At 50.9% G+C, this 20,206-nt stretch carries 21 protein-coding genes; 11 read left to right on the top strand and 10 right to left on the bottom strand.

What is annotated here, in order from left to right:
- The first annotated feature begins 3 nt into the window (after window positions 1-3).
- From BLQ88_RS18625 to BLQ88_RS18605, 6 genes are all read left to right on the top strand, one after another.
- Window positions 4-1,899: a RagB/SusD family nutrient uptake outer membrane protein gene (locus tag BLQ88_RS18625; protein WP_090153271.1), complete on the top strand. Its 1,896-nt coding sequence runs from the start codon at window positions 4-6 to the stop codon at window positions 1,897-1,899.
- 4 nt (window positions 1,900-1,903) lie between these two features.
- Window positions 1,904-2,593, top strand: a complete 690-nt coding sequence (locus BLQ88_RS18620; RefSeq protein WP_090153819.1) for a DUF3823 domain-containing protein — start codon at window positions 1,904-1,906, stop codon at window positions 2,591-2,593.
- A gap of 114 nt (window positions 2,594-2,707) precedes the next feature.
- Complete coding sequence (locus BLQ88_RS18615; protein ID WP_090153268.1) at window positions 2,708-4,015, top strand: glycoside hydrolase family 99 protein; 1,308 nt, start codon at window positions 2,708-2,710, stop codon at window positions 4,013-4,015.
- Between the two features lie 200 nt (window positions 4,016-4,215).
- Window positions 4,216-5,100 (top strand): PDDEXK nuclease domain-containing protein, encoded by an 885-nt coding sequence (locus BLQ88_RS18610; protein WP_229212748.1) that lies wholly within the window; start codon window positions 4,216-4,218, stop codon window positions 5,098-5,100.
- A 20-nt stretch (window positions 5,101-5,120) separates the two neighbouring features.
- The gene (locus BLQ88_RS37200; protein WP_229212747.1) at window positions 5,121-5,264 is read left to right on the top strand and encodes a hypothetical protein; all 144 of its coding nucleotides are present in this window, start codon (window positions 5,121-5,123) and stop codon (window positions 5,262-5,264) included.
- 134 nt (window positions 5,265-5,398) lie between these two features.
- Window positions 5,399-6,970 carry a M81 family metallopeptidase gene (locus BLQ88_RS18605; RefSeq protein WP_090153266.1) on the top strand — a complete coding sequence of 524 codons (1,572 nt, stop codon included), beginning with the start codon at window positions 5,399-5,401 and terminating at the stop codon, window positions 6,968-6,970.
- A gap of 71 nt (window positions 6,971-7,041) precedes the next feature.
- Here the strand turns inward: BLQ88_RS18605 and BLQ88_RS18600 are convergent, their stop codons facing one another.
- The 5 genes from BLQ88_RS18600 to BLQ88_RS18580 form a co-directional block, all read right to left on the bottom strand.
- The gene (locus BLQ88_RS18600) at window positions 7,042-7,746 is read right to left on the bottom strand and encodes an aspartate/glutamate racemase family protein (protein ID WP_090153264.1); all 705 of its coding nucleotides are present in this window, start codon (window positions 7,744-7,746) and stop codon (window positions 7,042-7,044) included.
- Between the two features lie 31 nt (window positions 7,747-7,777).
- Window positions 7,778-8,356, bottom strand: coding sequence for a hypothetical protein (locus BLQ88_RS18595; RefSeq protein WP_090153262.1), 579 nt, complete (start codon window positions 8,354-8,356; stop codon window positions 7,778-7,780).
- The gene (locus tag BLQ88_RS18590) at window positions 8,353-10,005 is read right to left on the bottom strand and encodes a PQQ-dependent sugar dehydrogenase (protein ID WP_090153260.1); all 1,653 of its coding nucleotides are present in this window, start codon (window positions 10,003-10,005) and stop codon (window positions 8,353-8,355) included. The genes BLQ88_RS18595 and BLQ88_RS18590 overlap by 4 nt, the downstream gene beginning before the upstream one ends.
- Window positions 10,006-10,083: 78 nt before the next feature.
- Window positions 10,084-10,491 carry a DUF6157 family protein gene (locus tag BLQ88_RS18585; RefSeq protein ID WP_090153258.1) on the bottom strand — a complete coding sequence of 136 codons (408 nt, stop codon included), beginning with the start codon at window positions 10,489-10,491 and terminating at the stop codon, window positions 10,084-10,086.
- Between the two features lie 92 nt (window positions 10,492-10,583).
- Window positions 10,584-10,970: a winged helix-turn-helix transcriptional regulator gene (locus tag BLQ88_RS18580; RefSeq protein WP_090153256.1), complete on the bottom strand. Its 387-nt coding sequence runs from the start codon at window positions 10,968-10,970 to the stop codon at window positions 10,584-10,586.
- Window positions 10,971-11,048: 78 nt separating this feature from the next.
- On the opposite strand from BLQ88_RS18580, the gene BLQ88_RS18575 reads away from it, so the two are divergent.
- Window positions 11,049-11,936, top strand: coding sequence for an SDR family oxidoreductase (locus BLQ88_RS18575; protein ID WP_090153254.1), 888 nt, complete (start codon window positions 11,049-11,051; stop codon window positions 11,934-11,936).
- Between the two features lie 58 nt (window positions 11,937-11,994).
- Here BLQ88_RS18575 and BLQ88_RS18570 read toward each other — a convergent pair whose 3' ends face one another.
- Together BLQ88_RS18570 and BLQ88_RS18565 are read right to left on the bottom strand one after the other, a co-directional pair.
- Window positions 11,995-12,759 carry a methyltransferase domain-containing protein gene (locus BLQ88_RS18570; protein WP_090153252.1) on the bottom strand — a complete coding sequence of 255 codons (765 nt, stop codon included), beginning with the start codon at window positions 12,757-12,759 and terminating at the stop codon, window positions 11,995-11,997.
- Window positions 12,760-12,844: 85 nt separating this feature from the next.
- On the bottom strand, window positions 12,845-13,498 hold the full coding sequence (locus BLQ88_RS18565; RefSeq protein ID WP_090153250.1) for a dihydrofolate reductase family protein: 654 nt from the start codon (window positions 13,496-13,498) through the stop codon (window positions 12,845-12,847).
- A gap of 240 nt (window positions 13,499-13,738) precedes the next feature.
- On the opposite strand from BLQ88_RS18565, the gene BLQ88_RS18560 reads away from it, so the two are divergent.
- Window positions 13,739-15,199, top strand: coding sequence for a BNR-4 repeat-containing protein (locus tag BLQ88_RS18560; protein ID WP_090153817.1), 1,461 nt, complete (start codon window positions 13,739-13,741; stop codon window positions 15,197-15,199).
- 56 nt (window positions 15,200-15,255) lie between these two features.
- Here BLQ88_RS18560 and BLQ88_RS18555 read toward each other — a convergent pair whose 3' ends face one another.
- A complete protein-coding gene (locus BLQ88_RS18555; protein WP_176885019.1) occupies window positions 15,256-15,708 on the bottom strand; it encodes a YMGG-like glycine zipper-containing protein in 453 nt (150 codons plus the stop codon).
- 195 nt (window positions 15,709-15,903) lie between these two features.
- On the opposite strand from BLQ88_RS18555, the gene BLQ88_RS18550 reads away from it, so the two are divergent.
- Together BLQ88_RS18550 and BLQ88_RS18545 are read left to right on the top strand one after the other, a co-directional pair.
- A complete protein-coding gene (locus BLQ88_RS18550; protein WP_090153247.1) occupies window positions 15,904-17,271 on the top strand; it encodes an alpha/beta hydrolase in 1,368 nt (455 codons plus the stop codon).
- 128 nt (window positions 17,272-17,399) lie between these two features.
- Entirely contained in the window at window positions 17,400-17,813 is a 414-nt protein-coding gene (locus BLQ88_RS18545) for a hypothetical protein (protein WP_090153245.1), read from the top strand.
- Window positions 17,814-17,846: 33 nt separating this feature from the next.
- On the opposite strand, the gene BLQ88_RS18540 is transcribed toward BLQ88_RS18545, so the two are convergent.
- Entirely contained in the window at window positions 17,847-18,299 is a 453-nt protein-coding gene (locus tag BLQ88_RS18540) for an SRPBCC family protein (RefSeq protein ID WP_090153242.1), read from the bottom strand.
- Between the two features lie 2 nt (window positions 18,300-18,301).
- Window positions 18,302-19,102, bottom strand: coding sequence for a hypothetical protein (locus BLQ88_RS18535; protein WP_229212746.1), 801 nt, complete (start codon window positions 19,100-19,102; stop codon window positions 18,302-18,304).
- Window positions 19,103-19,238: 136 nt separating this feature from the next.
- On the opposite strand from BLQ88_RS18535, the gene BLQ88_RS18530 reads away from it, so the two are divergent.
- Window positions 19,239-19,994 (top strand): MBL fold metallo-hydrolase, encoded by a 756-nt coding sequence (locus tag BLQ88_RS18530; protein ID WP_090153241.1) that lies wholly within the window; start codon window positions 19,239-19,241, stop codon window positions 19,992-19,994.
- Window positions 19,995-20,206 lie beyond the last annotated feature (212 nt).

The raw sequence follows: 20,206 nt of genomic DNA, 5'->3' as shown, positions 1-20,206 counted from the left end.
ATAATGAGCTATTTAAAAAACACCCTAACGCTATTGCTGGTGCTCGTGGCCATGAGCTGCGGCGATGTGCTCGACAAGCAGCCACTCGATAAGTTACAGGGCGAGAACCTGTTCTCAAATCCCGAAGGCGTAAAATTGTACATGGCAAACCTGTATTACCAGCTTCCTATCGAGGATTTTACATTCTTCCGGCAGGGCTTCAACTGGAACACCGGCGACCCGAACAACGGCGGTTTCGCCCCGGCGATGTCAACCGACGAGGCCGTGCATACCGAATTCGGTGATTTTGTGGGAGATGGTGATTTCCAGTGGTGGGACCAGGGCTACAAGCTGATCCGCGATGTGAACATTCTGATCGACATTATCCCCACCCTCGACGTTACCGATGACGAACGCAAGGCATTGATTGGTGAAAGCGCATTCATTCGTGCCTACGCCTATTTCGCATTGGTGAAACGCTACGGTGGCGTGCCATTAATTACATCAGTACAGAAATACGAAGGCGACGTGGAAGCCCTGAAAGTACCGCGCAGCACCGAGAAAGAAACCTGGGATTTCGTATTGAAAGAATGCGATACGGCCATCGGTAACCTCGGCGATTCGTGGCCCGGCGGCGAAAGACGCGCAACCAAATGGGTGGCTTACGCATTAAAATCGCGCGCCGCATTGCACGCAGCTTCCCTGGCCAAGTACGCCGACCGAGCCCCTATTTCCGGGACAGCCGTAGATCAGAAACTCGTTGGATTGGACAGAGCTGCCGCAGCGGAATTTTACAAAGCGGCTGCCGATGCTTCGGAGGCGATCATCAGCTCGGGTAAATTTAATTTATACAAACCATCGCCCGCGACGCCCGAAGAAGCCGCCAACAACTACCGCCTGCTTTTCGAAGACCCTAACAATGCGCCGGAAGAGGCGATTTTCATCAAAGGTTATGCACGGCCAGGCGCCGGCACCGGTCACAACTATGGTATATGGTTCCAACCTAACCAGACCGCCAATGGCTGGCCGCACCCGGGCCGCATGAACCCGACGCTCGAACTGATGGACGTTTACGAAAGCTATGACAAGCCCGGCGAAAACGCGCCGCTTACCACCTCGGCTGCCGCCAACGACCTCACCGATTACACCGGTTTCAATGCATCCAAACAATACAAAAGGTTTGATACTGAAAACGATATATTCAAAGGAAAGGACGCCCGCATGTGGGCGACGATGATCCTGCCCGGTACCAGCTGGAAAGGCCAGAAAATCGTGATCCAGGCCGGTTTTATCAAACCAGACGGTTCGACACAGATCATGGGCGGCGAGCCGTTCACGGTCAATGGAAAAACGTACCATACTTATGGTGCGGCCGATCGTACCCAATACTCGGGCTTCGATACCTGGGGCGGAAATAATACCCGCACTGGTGTGAGTTTCAAGAAGTTTTTGAATGAAGGGCTCAACATCGCGCCGGGCTGGAATCAATGCGTGACCGACTTCGCTGATTTCCGTTATGCCGAAATCCTCCTGAATTATGCCGAAGCAATTGCGGAAAGCGGTACCGGCGACAAAGTGAAAGGAGCCAAAGCATTGAACGACATTCGCCGTCGCGCCGGTCACAAGACTGAAATTCCGTTGACGATCAACAGTGTGATCCGTGAAAGAAGGGTCGAGCTGGCGTTCGAGAACAAGCGCTTCTGGGACCTCATCCGCCGCCGCGAATACCACACCGTGTTCAACAATACGATGCGCCACGCGATACTTCCCATCCTCGACCTGCGCGTCACGCCCGCCAAATACATTTTCGTTCGCGTGAATGTGCCCCGCAGCAACCCGTCGACATTCGACTACCGCCAGTATTACCGCTCCATCCCGGGCATTGGGGCGAATGGTCTGGTTCAAAATCCTCAATATTGATATTATGAAAAGACTAACCATTCATATTTCTGCCCTGCTGCTGCTTTTCGGCGCGGGCGCATGCAGCGTCGACAACTACCCTGCCCCTGATTCCGGGTTGTACGGGACTTTCCTGGATGCCGAAACCAATGAGCCTGTGGAGCAGGACATCATCCGCGGCAGCACGATCGAGTTCATTGAGCACGGCTACGCTTCGCAGACCAAGCAGACAATGATCATCAAAAACGACGGTACTTACCGCAACAACCTGATCTTCGCGAACACGTACACGATCACACCCGTACGCGGGAATTTCGTGCCGGTAACACCGCAGGAGGTTACCGTCAAAGGCGAAACGCAGCTCGATTTTAAGGTTCAGCCGTATATTCGGGTGAAGGAGGCGAGCATTGAAAAAGTGGGAACGAAAATCGTTGCTAAATTTAAATTGCAGCAAACTGTGATGAACAATGTGCGGAAAATCGGCTTGTACGCGCACCCGGAACCGTCCGTAGGCGAGCCTATGCGCGTGGCGCTCGCGGAGCATGAGATCAACGGCGCTATCGACCCGAACAAGGTGTATCAGCTGGAAATCGATCTGCCTTCTAACAGCAATGTTTTGAAAACCGGTGGTCAATACTTCTTCCGCGCCGGCGGCATTATCGATGCGCCGGAATCGAAGTTTAATTATGCGAAGGCCGTAAGGATTGCATTGTAAATGAAAAGCCGTAGGCCATAGGCTTTAAGCGATAAGCTTCCAGTACTGGCCTGCGGCTGTAAATGTTTTAAATAAACAAGATTACTGCATAAAGCGTAACGCTTACAGCTTCCTATGAATTTACTCAAACTCCTGTTCTGCCTCTCCGTAGTCTCGTTTGGCTGCAAGGGCAGTGACGAAAATCCTAAAAAGGACGATCCCAAACCCGTCGAAGAAGTAAAATACGACGAATCGCATTCCTTGTTCAAAAGTTATAAAGGCCTGGTGATGGCCGGGTACCAGGGCTGGTTTACAGCCGAGGGCGATGGCGCGGGCCGCGGCTGGCACCATTACCAGAAAAGTGGCAAGTTCGAGCCCGGGTTCGCGTCGATTGATTTTTGGCCCGATGTGACGGAATACACCAAAACCTACAACACCGCATTCAAATACGCCAATGGCGAGCCTGCCAAAGTTTACAGCCCCTACGACGAGGAAAGCGTGGACCTGCATTTCAAATGGATGAAAGAGCACGGCATCGACGGCGTATATATGCAAAGGTTTGTTTCGGAAGTAAAGGGCGAAAGCGGCAAACGGCACTTCAACAAAGTGCTGGCCAATGCATTGAAAGCTTCCAAAAAATACGGCCGGGCGATCAGCATCATGTACGACCTCAGCGGCTCCACTTCGGCCGATATGGATTTCATCGTACGCGATTGGGAAGCGCTTCAACAGCAATTCAAACTCTTCGACGGACAGGAAAACCCTACCTACCTAAGGCATAACGGTCGCCCGCTGCTGGCCATCTGGGGTGTAGGTTTCAACGACGGCCGCAAATACAATATCGCCGACATTCAAAAGCTGCTCGATAAGGTAAAAGGCCCGACCAAAAAAGCCTCGATCCTGCTCGGCGTGCCCTATTACTGGCGCGAGCTCGGCCGCGATACCGAGAACTCCCCTTTATTGCATACGGTCGTCAAGCAAGCCGACATTGTTATGCCGTGGGCCGTCGGTCGTTACAATCCTTCCACCTACCTCAGCGTCGCCGGCCCGAACCTCCCTGCCGACATCGCCTGGTGCAAAGCCAACAAAATTGACTACGCGCCACTCGTTTTCCCGGGTTTCAGCTGGGGTAACCTCAAAAACGACAAATCGCTCTACAACCAGATCCCCCGCAACAAAGGCGAGTTCCTCTGGCAACAGATCGCAGGCGCAAAAATGTCCGGCGCCGAAGCCCTCTACGTCGCCATGTTCGATGAAGTGGATGAAGGAACCGCCATTTTCAAAACCCGCAAAGAAGGCGATACACCCCTGAATGCGGACGGGAAGTTTGTCGGAATCGAAGCGGATCTACCATCGGATTATTATCTGTGGCTGGTGGGGCAAGGCGCTGAATGGTTTCATGGGAAAGGTGGTTATAGCGGCGCGAAACCATCACGTAAGTAATTGACAGTCAACGGCTAATTTGGGCAAGCGGCGCTTGCCCAAATTAGATAATGATTATTTCTATATAGCAGTTTTTACAAAGGAATAACAGGCTCGTACCTTTTACTAAACAGATTTGGCTACTTGATAAAAATTTTCGAGTCGATGGGTGGTGAGCGGCTAGATTTACACTAGTTCGCAACTCGTATGACACTCATTCTATGACATTCGAAAATGTATCGCTCCGGTATGACGATTTTCTTCAAAAGATCAAATCCGAAATCCGCCTCGCAAGGTTCAAGGCCAATGTAGCGGCCAACTCCGCATTGCTGGACGTCTATTGGCAAATAGGCTCCTGGATTTTACACCAGCAAAACAAGTCTCGCTGGGGGGCTAAAATTATTGATAAACTCTCCCGTGACCTGCGAAAAGAATTCCCGGATATGCAGGGTCTTTCGACCCGGAATCTCAAATACATGCGGCAATTTGCACTTGCCTACCCCGACCAGGAATTCGTGCAAGTGATCCTTGCACAAATTTCCTGGTACCATCACATCACCCTCCTGAACAAAGTCAAAAACGACGCCGAAAGGCACTTTTACATCGCCGAAGCCCACAAAAACGGCTGGTCGCGCGATGTCATGGTCGCGCAAATCGACTCATCTTACTATCAGCGAAAAGGAAAAGCAATCACAAATTTCAGTTCTGCCCTTTCCTCACCTCAGTCGGATCTTGCCCAGCAAATGACGAAAGATCCCTACATATTCGACTTCCTGGCGCTCACCGACCAGTGCCAGGAAAAGGAACTGGAAGATGCGCTGACAAATCACGTGATGAAAGTACTTCTGGAACTAGGCGCCGGATTTGCTTTTGTGGGTAAGCAGTTTCAAATCGAAGTAGATAAGCAACCATTTTACATTGACCTGCTTTTCTATCATCTCAAACTCCGTTGCTATGTTGTGGTCGAGCTGAAAAAAGGAAAATTCTTACCGGAATATGCTGGGAAGCTTAACTTTTACCTATCGTTAGCCGATGAACGGTTAAAGACTGATTTTGACGCGCCAAGCATCGGCCTGCTTATCTGCCAGGAAAAAATAGCGTCGTAGCCGAATATGCCCTTCGTGACATGGTGAAGCCGATAGGCATTTCAGAGTTTCAATTGACCGAAGCAATTCCAAAAAACCTTAAATCGTCACTCCCTTCCATCAAAGCATTGGAAAAGGAGATCAATACGCCGAAAAATCGTAAAGCGCGCGACGAGCCCAAATAATTGCGCTTAATATCAGTAACGGCAAATTGTGCAAGGGTTCCTTGCACAATTTCATCGAACAAATCTAGTTCCGCCAATTTTCATTATGTTTAAACAAAATAGAGCTCCAAAGCCTATTTGTTAAAACAAAATATATGAAAATTACATTTTCCCTGATCATTTCTTTCCTTCTGGCGGGAGCGCACACTTTGTGTTTGGCGGATGGAGGAAAAAAATCCAAAGCGCTTCCCCGTATTGCCATTGCCGGGCTGGGAATCGAGTCGAGTACGTTTTCGCCGGCGCGGACGGAGGAGCCTGCATTCAAGGCCAAATATGGCGAGCAGATTTTCACCTCCTACCCTTTTATGGCCGCCGATTCAAGCTTGCGTAAGCGGGCGGAATGGCTGCCGGCGCTGGTCGGGAAGTCGCTGCCGGGCGGGATGGTGACGCGGGCGGCTTACGAGTCGCTGGTGAAGCAAACGCTCGAACTGTTGAAAAAGAATGGGCCGTACGACGGATTGTATTTTGATATTCATGGTGCCATGAGCGTCGAGGGGCTGGATGATCCCGAGGGCGATCTCATCACGCGCATACGCGAGGTGATTGGCAAGAAGGTGCTGATTTCTACCTGCATGGATTTACATGGTAATGTTTCGTGGCGACTGGCGCAACATACCGACCTCATTACGTGCTACCGCATGGCTCCCCACGAAGATGCGATGCAATCCAAGCGTCGCGCGGTGGCGAACCTGCTCTCGCGACTTGAAACCGGAAAAGGTAAACCGGCGTATAAGGCCTGGATTCCGGTGCCGATACTGCTTCCCGGCGAAAAAACGAGTACTCGTATCGAGCCTGGAAAGTCGCTTTATGCCAAGGTAGCACCGGCTTCGGTGCAGCCGGGCGTGATCGACGCGGCAATGTGGGTGGGGTATGCGTGGGCGGACGAGCCCCGCAACCATGCCGTAGTGATGGTCACCGGCGACGATAAGGCCAAGGTGACTGAAAACGCCGAAATGCTCGCGAAGAGCTTCTGGGATGTACGCGATGAGTTTGCATTCGTGGCGCCTACCGACGATCTGAAAGGGGCATTGAAGAAGGCGCTCGCCAGCGACAAGCACCCGTTCTTTATCAGCGATTCGGGCGATAACCCTACCGCGGGTGGCGCGGGCGACGTTACCTGGACGATCACTGAAATTCTGAAACGCCCCGAATTCAAGGCTGAAAACGGCCCGTCGCTCATTTACGCCTCCATTCCGGGCCCGGAACTGGTGGAAGCTGCTGTGAAAGCGGGTGTCGGAGGCAAAATTGATGCGTATGCAGGTGCGAAAGTCGATGCGCGTTTCGCCCCGCCTGTACATTTGGTCGGTACGGTGGAAGCTATCCATCATGGCGACGTCAATGCGGAGACCGAAGTGGTAGTGAAAGTAGGCAGCGTGCGTGTGATTGTTACGAAAAAACGCAAACCATATCACAAGGAAGCAGATTTCACCAGACTCGGCCTCAATCCGCGAAAATCGGACATTGTAGTAGTAAAAATCGGTTACCTGGAACCGGAGCTTTACAACATGCGCGCCGACTGGATTTTATCACTCACACCGGGCGGCGTGGATCAGGATTTGGAGCGGTTGCCTTACAAACGCATCAAACGGCCTATGTTCCCGCTGGATAAGGATATGAAAGAGCCCGATTTGAAAGCGAAACTTGTGCCGTCGTCGGACACGTTGTAAATCGATTACCATAACGAAGCCGGCTGATCCGAAATGGATGGCCGGCTTCGTTATTCCTGTCTTTCAGATATTTAACCTGGTAATTCACTTAATGCAAATGCTACCGCTGCCTCGGAATGAATGCGGGTGGTATCGAAAACAGGTACTGCTACATCGTCCTGACTGATTATCAAAGGAATTTCAGTACAACCCAGAATAATCCCTTCCGCTCCTTCCGCGATAAGTTCGTCGATGATAGCCAGATAGCCCTGTTTGGTTTTTTCCAGGACTATCCCCTTGCCCAGTTCGTCTTTCAATGTGTTCTGAATAAAATCGCGACTTTCCTGTGACGCCGGAATGATGGGTTCGATGCCGTATGACGTAAGTTTGTCTTTATAAAAATCCATTTCCATCGTGAATTTCGTACCGAGTAAGCCGACTTTCCGTAGTCCCGCCCTTTTGATCGCGGCGGCAGTTGCAGTTACAATGTGAATGATCGGCAGGTCGATCTCCTTTTCCAAACGGTCAGCTACGGCGTGGGCGGTGTTTGCGCAAAGTACAATGGCTTCGGCGCCCGCCTTTTCGAGATGCTGGCTGGCTGAAAGTACAATCTGGAACGTTTCGTCCCATTTGCCAGCCATATTGTTGCTTACAAATGCATTGAAATTGACTGAGTAAATAATGCATTCGGCATAATTCAGCCCGCCGAGTTTTGCATTGATACCTTCGTTGATAAAACGGTAATAATCGACAGTCGAGACCCAGCTCATACCGCCTACAAGCCCTAATTTCTTCATTTTTTGAGTTGGTGTAACTATAAACTAGTGCTTAGGCTTCGTTACGGCTCGACATGCGGCCGGTTACCCACAGCAGAAATAATGCATTGAAAATCAGCGTGAGTGGAATCACCGACAGGTTTTTAAAAAACAATATAATCACCCATTCAGACGACTGCTCCGCGATGATATTGTTCACTTTGAGTTTGTAGTAAAGGCAGGTCTGGTAAGCCGTGTGGTCGATCAGGAGGTTGATCACCCATGCGATGAGCAGGTAAATGACAAAACTGGCGAGCAACGAGCGCCATTCGGACCGCAGGCGTGTGCGGGCTTGCCGCCAGTGTATTGCCCAGGCGTTGGGGCTCGTGAGCATTAGTTTAATGCGCTCAAAACCCTTTTTGACCTTCGTCAGGCCTAATGCGTACACGAAGAGCCATATTCTCGCGGATTCGATCATTACTTCCATTGCAGCGTGCAGCCCGGGCGATATGGTCCCGAAAGCGCCAAGTTGCACGATCCGTCCGATCGCGGCAATGAAGCCCAAACCGAGCACTGCAAGCAGATGCTTGCGAAAAAAGCGGAGCGTCTCGCGCAGCCAGGCGAGACTGGGGATGGTCGAAAAAGCTTTCATTTATAGGCAATTTTTAGTTTTTGAGAAAATCCGGACGCAGTATTGTCTATAAATACGGTGTAAATGCCCTTGGGTTTCCCCTCCATATTCAGTTTCCAATCTCCATCCAAGGTAATATCGCGGCTTTCGACTATCAAACCGGAAATGCTGTAAACCCGGACTTCATCGCCTTTCGCCAGGCCGCCGATAGTGATTTGACTGCCGCCCGGATTCGGAAACGCAAAGGGTTGCCCGCGCGTACCTAATGTGCCACTCACGACGGAACTGTACCGGAATGTACCGTCTTCGTCGATCATTTTCAGGCGATAATAACTAGTATTCCGTAGCGGCTCGCCGTCGGTAAATGTGTATGAGCTTCCCAGTCCTTCGCCGCCTACCCTGCCGATCGTCTCAAAAGTGTGGTCGTCGGGACTACGTTCTAAGTCGAAATGGGAGAATTTACTTTCCTGCGCCGTCCTCCATTCGAGCAGGAAGCGGCTGCCGGTCTGGATCAATTTGAAAGAAAGCAACTTGACCGGAAGCGGATCGCCCGGATTCGTGATTTTGGATAATGTACCGTTCAAAAACGATAACGTATAAAGCTCACCGGCATAATCCTCTCCGAAAGAAATCAGCGAAGCGTAGCTGAGTCCGGCGTCTGGCCTAGCCACTCCCAGCGGATCGATATAACCGATTTTCCCGCTTGCATAATCACCGAAAAAGTAATGCCCTTTCAAAGACGGATAGCGCGAACCGCGGTAGACGAACCCTCCCATCACCGACGCATCCTTGCCACCGTTATTCGTAAAGCCGGCGTATGTGAGTTTGGGCGCTATGTAGGCCGTTCCTTGCGCGCAATGCGACTGATTGTAGGTTTGCGTACCTTCGAGGCAGTTCCAGCCGAAGTTTGAGACAATTCCACTGAACGGGTACGACAGGTAATCGATCTCTTCCCAACCGTCCTGCCCGTTATCCCCGATCCATAGATCCCCCGTCTGCCGGTCGAAACCGAAGCGCCACGGATTGCGCAGGCCGAGTGCGAATATTTTCCCGAGCGGGTTATCTCCCGGCGCCGGCGTACTGGTATCGAGCCTCAGTAGTTTGCCGAAAAGCTTGCCCGTGTTTTGGGAATTGTTGTTCGGGTCGCCTGGCACACCCCGGGAGCCGGGGCCGTTGTCGCCGGTTGAAATATACAAAAAGCCGTCTTTCCCGAATGCCATATCGCCCCCACGGTGGCCACCGAGCACATTTTCGTAAGGAATCGTAAGGATTTTGATTTCGGAACCCGCATCCGCCAGGTCTGCATTGCCTGGCTGCCGCGAAAACCGTGAGATCTGGACTTCCGTCTTACTTTTTACCACGTACATCACATAGAAAAAGCCGGATGTCTGATAATCAGGCGGGAATGCGATACTGAATATCCCTGCCCATTCGGGATCATTGATTTTCGTGCCGATATCCAGGAAAGGCTGGGACAAAACTGCACCATCTTTGAAAACCCGGATCTTCCCGCCGATCTCCGCCACAAAAAGACGCCGATCGGAAGCGTTCGTAACTTTGACGGGCCTGGTAAAACCGGAAGCGACCGGTTCGATTACGAGTTGGAGCTGTGCAAAACTGGCAGACAATGCCGTTGCCAGCAATAGCAGTGTGCAGAGGAGATTTTTCATGAGTGCCGATTAGAAAAGGAGGCTAAAATTTACGCCAATTTTCCTCGTTTTCAAACAGCTGTAAGGCATTCCCCTACTCTACCGGCGCGACTTCATCGCCTTTACCGTGTTCATTTCTTCCTTCAATTGCTTATACTCTGTACTATCGCATGCGTACAGCGCGACCTTGCCATCTTTGTCGCTATGAACGCCCCAGCCGTAGCGCTTCGTGAGCGGCGAGGCACGCATACATGCCTGACCTTTGGAAAAAAACTGCTTCCGGGCATCTTCCAGCTCGCTTTCCGTCAGATCCTTCCGTTCCGCGAAAACATTGAACAGCACATCGTCGGACGTGAACTTGTACGGGTTCTTGCTGATCATTTCATATTGAATGCCAGCCACAGTTTTGGAATCGCCTTTCATCGGAGGTATTTCGCCGCCCGCTGCCGGGCAATCATCGGCGACCTCGATCAATGTATTTTCGTAGTTGGTGGTATGGACTTTCATAGCAGGTGTATTTTTTTGACGCAAAATAATCCCTCTTCTGACAACAGTATGTCAGTAGCCGACGGGAATGGTACAAAAAGTTTGTCCCCCTATCATACGGCCATCTCAGCGACTACCAGCACATTGCTCCGTTTCATATCCCTGTAAGCCCATTCGGCCATCGCATTGATCACCGATTCCAGCTCTCGCCCGCCTTCCGTGAGTGTGTAGGTGACATACGGCGGCACTACCGGTTTGGCCTCGCGGATGAGCAACCGGTCGGTTTCAAGCTGTTTTAAATGCTGAATGAGCATTTTTTCGGTAATGTGCGGCATGGCCTTCTTAATCTCGCTGTACCGCTTGCTGCCTGCCAGAAGATGGTAGAGAATGATCGGCTTCCAATGCCCGCCGATCTTGTTCATCACATACGTAACCGGGCATTCCTGCATTACAATCTCGCGGTTCGCATTGTAGGTCGAGTTTTCTTTGATTTTAGTCATACATACTCTCGGGTAAGTACTTGTCAAAAAGTAAGTACAAATATAGTTTTGTCCCATCAATAAACAATTCGAAAAGACATGAAATACATTATCACAGGGTCACTCGGCAACATTAGCCTCCCCGTAACACAGAATCTCGTAAAAGCTGGTCATGAAGTAGTTGTTATCAGCAGTAATTCCAATAAAAAAGCCCAAATCGAAGGCCTGGGTGCGGAAGCCGCCATCGGCTCCGTGCAGGATGCTGCATTCCTTGAATCGGCATTCAAAGGCGGTGACGTAGCTTACCTGATGATCCCGAGCGACTTCTCGCTGGACAACTACGCCGCATTCCAGATTGAGGTGGCCGATAAATACATTCAAGCCATTCAATCCGCGGGTATCACGCGCATCGTGCTCCTGAGCAGCATTGGCGCACACCTGCGTAAGGGCGCGGGGCCGATCGATGCATTGGGTTACCTCGAAGAAAAACTCGCGGCGATTCCGGAATTGCAGGTCAAAATCCTCCGCCCATCCTATTTCTTCAATAATCTCTATTCACAAATCGGCCTGATCAAAAATGCGGGCATCGCCGGCAGCAACTTCGGCGGTACCGAAGAAAAACTGGTACTCGTTGATACCGACGACATTGCCAAAGTAGCCACAGAGCAACTTCTCGCACCATTCGCCGAGGCTCAGACGATCACCTACATTTCCAGCGACGAGCGTCATCCGTCCGAAATCGCAACGGTACTGGGCGCGGCCGTCGGCAAGGAAGGTACGCCCTGGGTTACTTTCTCCGACGAGGACAGCTACAACGGAATGCTGCAAGCCGGCCTGAACGAAAGCTTCGCCGGCCTCTACCGAGACATGGGCCAGGCGTTGCAAAACGGCAAGATGCAGGAAGATTACTGGAAAAACCGAGGGGAAATAAAGGGGAAGTTTAAACTGGAAGACTTCGCGAAGCGGTTTGCGGGGGCGTATGCATAGTAGTTGATACCTCACAAAACAAGGACCAGGGCCGGACATTATCCGACCCTGATTTTTGTTAAAACACCCCCGCCATCAATATCCTTTTAAACGGATAAAAAACAGGCTTTTTCGGGAAGTGCTTTGCTAATAATGTTTTGTAATCGTCCCGGAAACGACTTTGCATATCCTCGGGTAGCCTTTCCAGATAAGGTATCAGTGCCGTGCCGGATACCCAGGTTACCAACGCATCCACATCTTCGAGCACCAGCGGGTATATTTTCTCGAAAATCTGCATGGATTTGCTGCCGTTTTCGAACAGGATTTCAGCATACCGGTTGATTTCCAGTACCGGCGAAATGCGGTTCCAGCCCTGGTAAATCTGCGCGTAGGGCTGTTGTTCGCCCAACTCTTCAAGCAGCTCGTTGGTCAGGTTATGATGCTGGGCGGGCATTTGTATCAGCAACTGACCTCCCGCCTTCAAACGATTGATGATCTTTGGAAAAAGTACTTCATGATCGGGCACCCATTGCAGGGCTGCATTGGAGAAAATCACGTCCCATTGCTGCTCTTTACTCAATTGATTTTCAATGGAAATGCATTCAAATCGCAACGCACCGCGAGCGGCGTCCTGCGATTTGCGCAGCATTTCTTCCGACGAATCGACGCCTAAAACATCTGAATCGGGCAGGATTTCAGCCAGTTTTGCCGTGAGCTCACCGGTACCGCAGCCCAGGTCGATTGCCGTTAAACCCGGTTGTACATTGAGCAGCGCCAGCAAATCATAAAAAGGTGCCGAACGTTCGGTTTTGAAACGGTTATAAGTGTCGGGATTCCAGGCCATTTTTGGTGCTTTAGTCAAAAATTTACCTTGTAATTATAACATCTGCTGTTAGAATTACAAGGTAAAAATCCGTAAAATCTGCCCGTTACCTGATCCCTTCACGGCGCTTCAATTCCAGCTCAGTAGGCTCGTCCAAGGCAAATGAGCCTGGTTTGATATCGCCGTCGGGGATGTAGGTGGTGATGATCACACCGGTACCTGACACGGTATGTTTAGTCAATTTCAAATTGGAAGGTATGGTACCGTCGGTGAAAAGCTTTTTACCATTACCGATCACGAGCGGGAAGATCCAGATGTTCATTTCGTCGATGAGGTTGTGGCGGAGGAGCGTCTGTATGAAGTCTGCGCTGCCGTGCACCTGCAAATCGATGCCGTCTTCGGCTTTAAGCGCTTTCACTTGCTCTACGGTGTCGCCATTAAGCAAAATGGTGTTTTGCCACGTGGCGTCCTTTAAAGTTTGTGTTGCCACGTACTTGTTGCAGGCATTGAACTGGTCGGCGGTGGGATCGTTTTCGATAAACTGCCAGTGCGCGGCGAAAATGTCGTAAGTTTTGCGGCCCAGCAGCAGGTCGTACGGCTGGCTCATGCCCTCGCCCATGACCTGGCCCATTACATCGTCCCAGTAGTTGAACGACCACCCGCCGAACTCGAAGCCGCCGGCACGATCTTCCTCAGGCCCGCCGGGTGCCTGGATTACGCCATCTAATGTTACGAATGTGTTGGTGATGATCTTTCTCATGATTTCAAAAAGTTGATGGTTGATTAGTTTTGACTTTGATAACACAAAGTTAGAAGCGCCACGACTTTCGAACAGGGTGTCAAAACGCCTTTCGGAAGGGTCATTTGCGACAAGTTTTCGCTTTCTATCAGTAGCTAACCTGCTTTGCCGGTTTTCCTAACAAGTGATCACCAGTTACACTGCCGCATTATGACTGTTCTGCAAAAATCCCGCCCGGTACGAAAGCAACTCCCGACTTTCATGAGCTTCATAACTTTCATGACTTTCATGACCGTCCTGACTTTCATGACCTTCCTGACCTCCGTCATCATCCCAGCCACGGCACAGGACAATCAGTTCGCCGAGGCGGAAATCATTATGAAAAGGGCCAATGGCTTCCGCGGAATCTGGTACATGAACCAGCCTTCAAACGACGAATACGTTTACAAATATAGCGGTGGACTGGCGGTTTACCCGGCCAATCACCGGCCGTTCGCAGTATATGCCCGAGCGGTCGATAAAACCTTCTTCTGTTTCGGCGGTACCGATAGCACGAATAGTACATTAATGCACAACGTCTCCTACTTCGACCACCGGACCGGCAAAGTTGCGAACCCGCTGACGATCCTGGACAAAAAGACCACCGATGCCCACGATAATCCAGTGATTTCCATCGACGACAGGGGCTACATCTGGATTTTCTCCACCTCGCACGGCATTTCACGCCCTTCGTACATTCACAAAAGCAAAAGACCTTACGATATCAGCGATTTTAAGCTGATCAACGCGACGGAAATCGTCAATGGCAAGCCGCAGCCGTTTACCAATTTCTCCTATTTTCAGGTTTACCCTGTGAAAGGAAAAGGCTTTATTGCGCTTTTTACCAAATACAACAAAGCCGGTCAGCGCGTGATCGGGTACAATACTACCGCCGACGGCGAGCATTGGAATGAATGGAAAGTGCTGGCGCATATCGAGGAAGGGCATTACCAGATCAGTACCGAGCGGAACGGTAAAATCGGCGTGGCGTTTGATTATCATCCCAAAGGAAAAGGCCTTAATTACCGCACGAACCTGCATTACCTCGAAACTTCGGATTTTGGCAAAACCTGGCAGAATATCGGTGGCGAAATGGTGCAGCTACCATTGACCAGCCCGCAAAATCCCGCTACCGTCCACGATTATGCGAGCGAAAAACGGAATTGCTATCTGTTGGACATCACCTTCGACCAGCAAAACAAACCGGCGATCCTGGTCATCGCCAGCAAAGGCTACGAGGCCGGCCCGGCGAACGGCCCGCGCGAATGGACATTGTACCGGCCGGGTAAGGAAGGCTGGGAACACCACATCGTTACGACGTCCGATAACAACTACGATATGGGCTCGGTTTACCATGTTTCGAAGCACAGTTGGCGGGTCGTCGGGCCGAGCGTCGACGGGCCGCAGGCTTACAACCCGGGCGGGGAAGTGGCGATGTGGCGGAGCGATGATGGCGGCAGGCAATGGGCGCTGGAAAGGCACCTTACCCGCAACAGCCCGATGAACCACTCGTACGTACGCAAGCCCGTGCACGCGCAGGACGGGTTTTACGCGATCTGGGCGGATGGTCATGGTAGGAAACCGTCCGAATCGTTTATTTACTTTTCCAACGCGAACGGCGACGTATACCGCTTGCCGAGACAGGGCAATGCGCCCATGCTCACGCCGCAACCGATGAAATAGTACAAAAAAATTGCCGGCCAAACGACCGGCAATTGAACTTTATATAGCGTATGTGATTATTGCTGTTTACGTTTTTTGACACTGTGGTCGACGATCGCGCCGGTACCTGCGCCTACGCCGGCACCGATAAGGCTACCGATCAATGCGCCTTCACCCCGCTTTTTGTTGATAATCGCGCCGGTGATCGCACCCGTACCCGCACCTACGACCGCTCCTTTGGCGGTGTGGCTCCATTTCTTTTTAGCGGGAGCCGTCTGTGCAGGAGCATTTGCAACGGCCTGTGTGTGGCTTGTTGCCTCATTTTTCTCGATTTCTTCCCACTTTTCCGCTTCTTCACGTTGCGCATGTAGTGCACTCATCGAATCTATAATGGCCTGCTTTTCCATGGCTACACGCATGGAATCAATGGTTTTTTGTTGTGATTTCAAGAGTGCTTCCTGCTTGTCAGACTGCGTGTTACAAGCTACCATAACGGAGGCGGCGAATAACATCGAAATAACAGCTTTCATCTTTGGTGTTTGGATGGTTATGCCGAATATTAATCCAAAACCGTACCAAAGTGCCCTGAAATGCACAAAAGGCCGCTATACTGCATAAAATGCGCACATCGTGCCAGCCTGATACCGGTTAATAACAAACGGCGAGTAGATTTCTGATATCCCCAAGCTTGTAGAAATACCTTGATCCCATAAACATCACCCCCTATGGAAGGCATTATCAACGACGACCTCGACCGGCAATCGCAACGCCCGGGACCGAACGGCACGCAGCCTTTACTCACCAAAGGCACCAAAGTGACGATCATCCGCGCAGAAAACGACGGACGTACATTGTGGTACGTTACTAGCGGCGGCACAAAGGTGATCGCAAATAAAGTGGAGCTCGATGCCTACTCGGGCTTGTCGGATCTGGACAAATCGCATTTCTTCATTTGCTATCGGGCCAATAAAGCCGGCATTCCGGTCATCGATATGGCAGATGCACCTAGCAAGCTCGCCTTCGCGAACCTCCCTCCTGCCCCGAACCGCGATTTCAAGGTAATGGAGCTGTTTCCCGAAGTATGGGCCACCGGCGTCACGCAGGCCGTTACCCGACTGCCCGAATCACGCAAACACGTATTTGTGTACATTCACGGGTTCGACTGGGAACCGGGCCTCAAACTCGAACTCGTGCCGCAATTCGTGCAGAGCTATCTAGCTCATCCTCAAAACAGCGTCGCCAATGTGCTGTATTTCGGCTGGCCATCCTACGGCTGGCGCAAGAAGGCCGACGACCGTTCGATCGGCTACGGCGAGCAGTTCACGCGGAATGGGTTGTTTGAATATTTTGAGGTGCTTTCGCGAAAACTGAAAGAAGCGGGTAAAACGCTCAACCTCGTCGTGCATTCATTTGGCCACCAGCTTTTGAACGGCATGGTCAACCCCGGCGACGGCCACAGCATCCCGACCGGCATTTTCGAAAATATATTCCTTATGGCGCCGGATATAACACACCTGGCGGTACAAAAAGGCGGCGTGCAGCTCAGAAACATGCGCAGGAAGTTCAAAGGGCCGCATTTTCATTACAATTACACCCCTTTAAAACAACTCGCCAAAAACGTTCACATTTACTACGACCCGAGCGATTACCTGCTGTATGTGAGCTCCAAGCAGTTCAATCTCAATGAAAATACAGCCGCATTCGATCCCCGCCCCGACGCCGAAGGCCTCACCACCGACTTCCGCAACCTGGGCAGTTACGGCGACGAAATCTTCAAAAACGATCCCAATCTCCAACTCGAAGAAGGCTTCAACTTTTATAACGTGCTGGATATTATCAAAAATAGCACCGATCCCGAACCCGACCCGCTCTACTACGGCTTCCTCGACAACACCGACGACGCCATGGCCAAAGCCCGCGAAGGCGATTATAGCGGCATTAAACTGCTTAGCACCTTCTGGGACCGGCATTTCCTCATGAACCATCACGCCTACCTGTTCAGTTGCAGGCCCGTGGTCGCGCACGTGCTGCAAAGGCTTGCGGGGGCGGATGCGCAGCCGCCCGTACGTGAGGAGGAGGCGCCGATTGTGTAGCATTATAGCTTTCAAGGTACCTGTGCAAAAGTGCCTTGAATGCTTTTTATATAAACAATGCATTCTTTTACAACCAAGTACAGCGGGTTTTAATCTTGGGAATATCTCAAATTCCTCAACTTAGAACGATGAAAACCTTTATACCAATTCTCGCATTGCTGCTGGCTGTGTCCTGCAAAAAAGACCAGCCGACTCCGGTCATATTCGAAGACTTTTCATTTGTAGCACCAGCCAGCTGGAAGCGGTTCGAAGGAGTGGGTTACGACTCCAAAGTGGGCGGTATTACCAATGGAAGAGACACCCTTCGGTACGACATCGGCATGTTCTCCTACCGCTTCACGAAAGAAACGGAAGCCACGCATTACCGCACCGAATCATTGCGCAATGGCTACAAGGCCCTCACCGTAAGACCCAAAGTGCGCGGAAAAGGATTAATCGGCCTCTATATTGAAGTCGACGCTTTCAGGAAGCTGAGTATTTACGGGCAGAGTAACGACGAAGCGGAGGTTATGGAAATATTGGGTTCGGTGACCATACTTTGAGGGGTGCGTGCTAAATTAGTCATAGCCTGCATCTTAGGTACTTTCGAGCATATGCTTTAAATGCGCATTCCTTTTCTGCAAAAACTTCCTCATGTAATTCTCCAAATACAATTTATCGAAAAGAATACCTAAAATGCCAAACGGCGTTTCATAACTGAACACGTCGGTCATAACCGTCGAACCGTTTTCTTCCACAAAATGATGTTCGTGAAGCATACTTTTGAAAGCGCCTTTCACCATCCTGTCTTCAAAATATGTCGGTACGGACATTCGGACGATTTCAACTGTAAGTCGTTGTCTGATACCTAGATGTTTTGCTTCCCAGGTAACGACATCACCTGCTTCAAACAATCCCGACATCCGACCTGCTACCACTTTTTCATTCGTACCATGTGCCGAAGACAAATGTGCATCAACGCTCCGTGCTGCGTCGAAACAGGCGTCTATCGGTGCATGAATCAATGTCGTTAAATGGATTGTTGCCATGTCTATTTCAAATGCTTCAACACTTTACCATCCCAAACACCTTTGTAAGTTTCATTCAACCCTTCGATTTCAATGCGAAAAGTGTGGTCCTTTTCATTGTATTGAGATTTAATAACATTGTCGCTTTCATCTAAAAATTCGTTTCCGTAATGAAAAGGCAGTTCCTCGCTGATGAAGCGCGTTTTGATACCACCATTCTGCATATCGAAAACCGCGATGTGAAAATGCTCGGGATAGCCTTTGTCGGCGTAAACTTCGTAGCCGGTAACCTGGCAGGCTAGCATGAAGAGCTGTTTGTGAAATACCAGCGGGTAGCGAAATGCTTCGAGATTATGTGGCCGGAAATCGGTGTAATAGCGCTTGCCGTCGATTAGCACTGAGTACCAGAGATCGAAAGTAAAGCTATCCTGGCCATTTACTTGTTGATTATAAACCTGGTTATGAAAAATCGTATCCACAATCGCCAGGGAAGGAGCGACCAACTTGCCAGCGACATTAGCTGGATTGGCCCTTTTCATTGATTTAAAAAGCAATATACCACCGGGCTGGGGATATATGAGCGACAGATCGGGATCAGGCTTTGCCGCAAAAGTCTGCGCAGGGATTTCCGTTTTCACCTCCGCGAGCGCCTTCACGTCCGTGCTTGCGGGCGTGTAGGAGCCGCTTTGAATGTTGAAATTGAATGGCGCTACTACGAACTTTTGGGCCGATGCGTGGAATGCGCCGCTCCCGGCGACGAACATAGAGATCAGGCAGAACACGAACCGCGCCATGCGGGCGGCCATCAGGCGATGAAGAATCATTCGAATGCGTTTTACAAAATGCGGCTGCAAGCTAAACAAGTCCGGCACTTCGCTATTAAAAAGCGATGAAAAAATCTGCAAAAACTTGCTTGCGGCCCTGTAAACCCTAAATTTGGTCAATCTAACTATCCAGATCATGAAAACTACTTTCACCTTTTTGCTCATGCTTGCGGCCTCACTCTGCTGGGCGCAGCTTCCTAAGCCCGACGAAATCGCCACGTCCAAAGGCCCGCTCAAAATCCAGCCGCTCAACCACGCCACGCTCGCGCTCACGTGGAACGGCAAAACCATCTACGCCGACCCCTACCAAGGTCAGAAAACCTTCGTCGGCATCGCCAAACCCGACCTGATCGTGATCACCGACATCCACGGCGACCATTTCGACCCGGCTTCCCTCGACGCCCTCGACCTGACCAACACCGTGATCGTCGCTCCCCAAGCCGTCGCCGACAAAATGTCCGACGCCCTGAAAGCCAAAACGACCGTCCTCGCCAACGGTGCCACCACCGAAAAGCTCGGCATTTCCATTACCGCCATCCCGATGTACAACCTGCCCGAAACGGCAGACTCGCGCCACACCAAAGGCCGCGGCAACGGCTACATCCTCAAAATGGGCGGCAAATCCGTCTACCTCAGCGGCGACACCTCCGGCATCCCGGAAATGAAGGCGTTGAAGAACATTGATGTCGCATTTGTATGCATGAATTTGCCTTATACGATGGATATTAATGAGGCTGCCGCTACCGTGCTGGCATTCAAGCCGAAGGTGGTTTATCCTTACCACTATCGCGGGCAGGGTGGGTTTAGTGATACGGAGGCGTTTAAGAAATTGGTGAATGAGAAGGATAGCAAGATCGATGTGCGGGTGAGGGATTGGTATACCGTGAAGTGAGGGTTTGCTATTAGCAAAAAGGCGCAGAGCGCCGCAATATTTGTAGCAATGCCGTCAGGCATGTGATATAGGTAGCAGATCAATGGAATAGCGATAATCCAATGCCCCTGGGCATGAAACAACCACGCAAGAGACAAGCACGCAGGTTTCTGTTGTTGCATCCCTGCCGGGATTAACGATTAGCTGTTCCCTTGATCTTCCTACCTATATCA

Source organism: Dyadobacter soli (assembly GCF_900101885.1).
Classification (GTDB): Bacteria; Bacteroidota; Bacteroidia; order Cytophagales; family Spirosomataceae; genus Dyadobacter; species Dyadobacter soli.
This window is presented reverse-complemented; position numbering and strand designations above follow the sequence as displayed.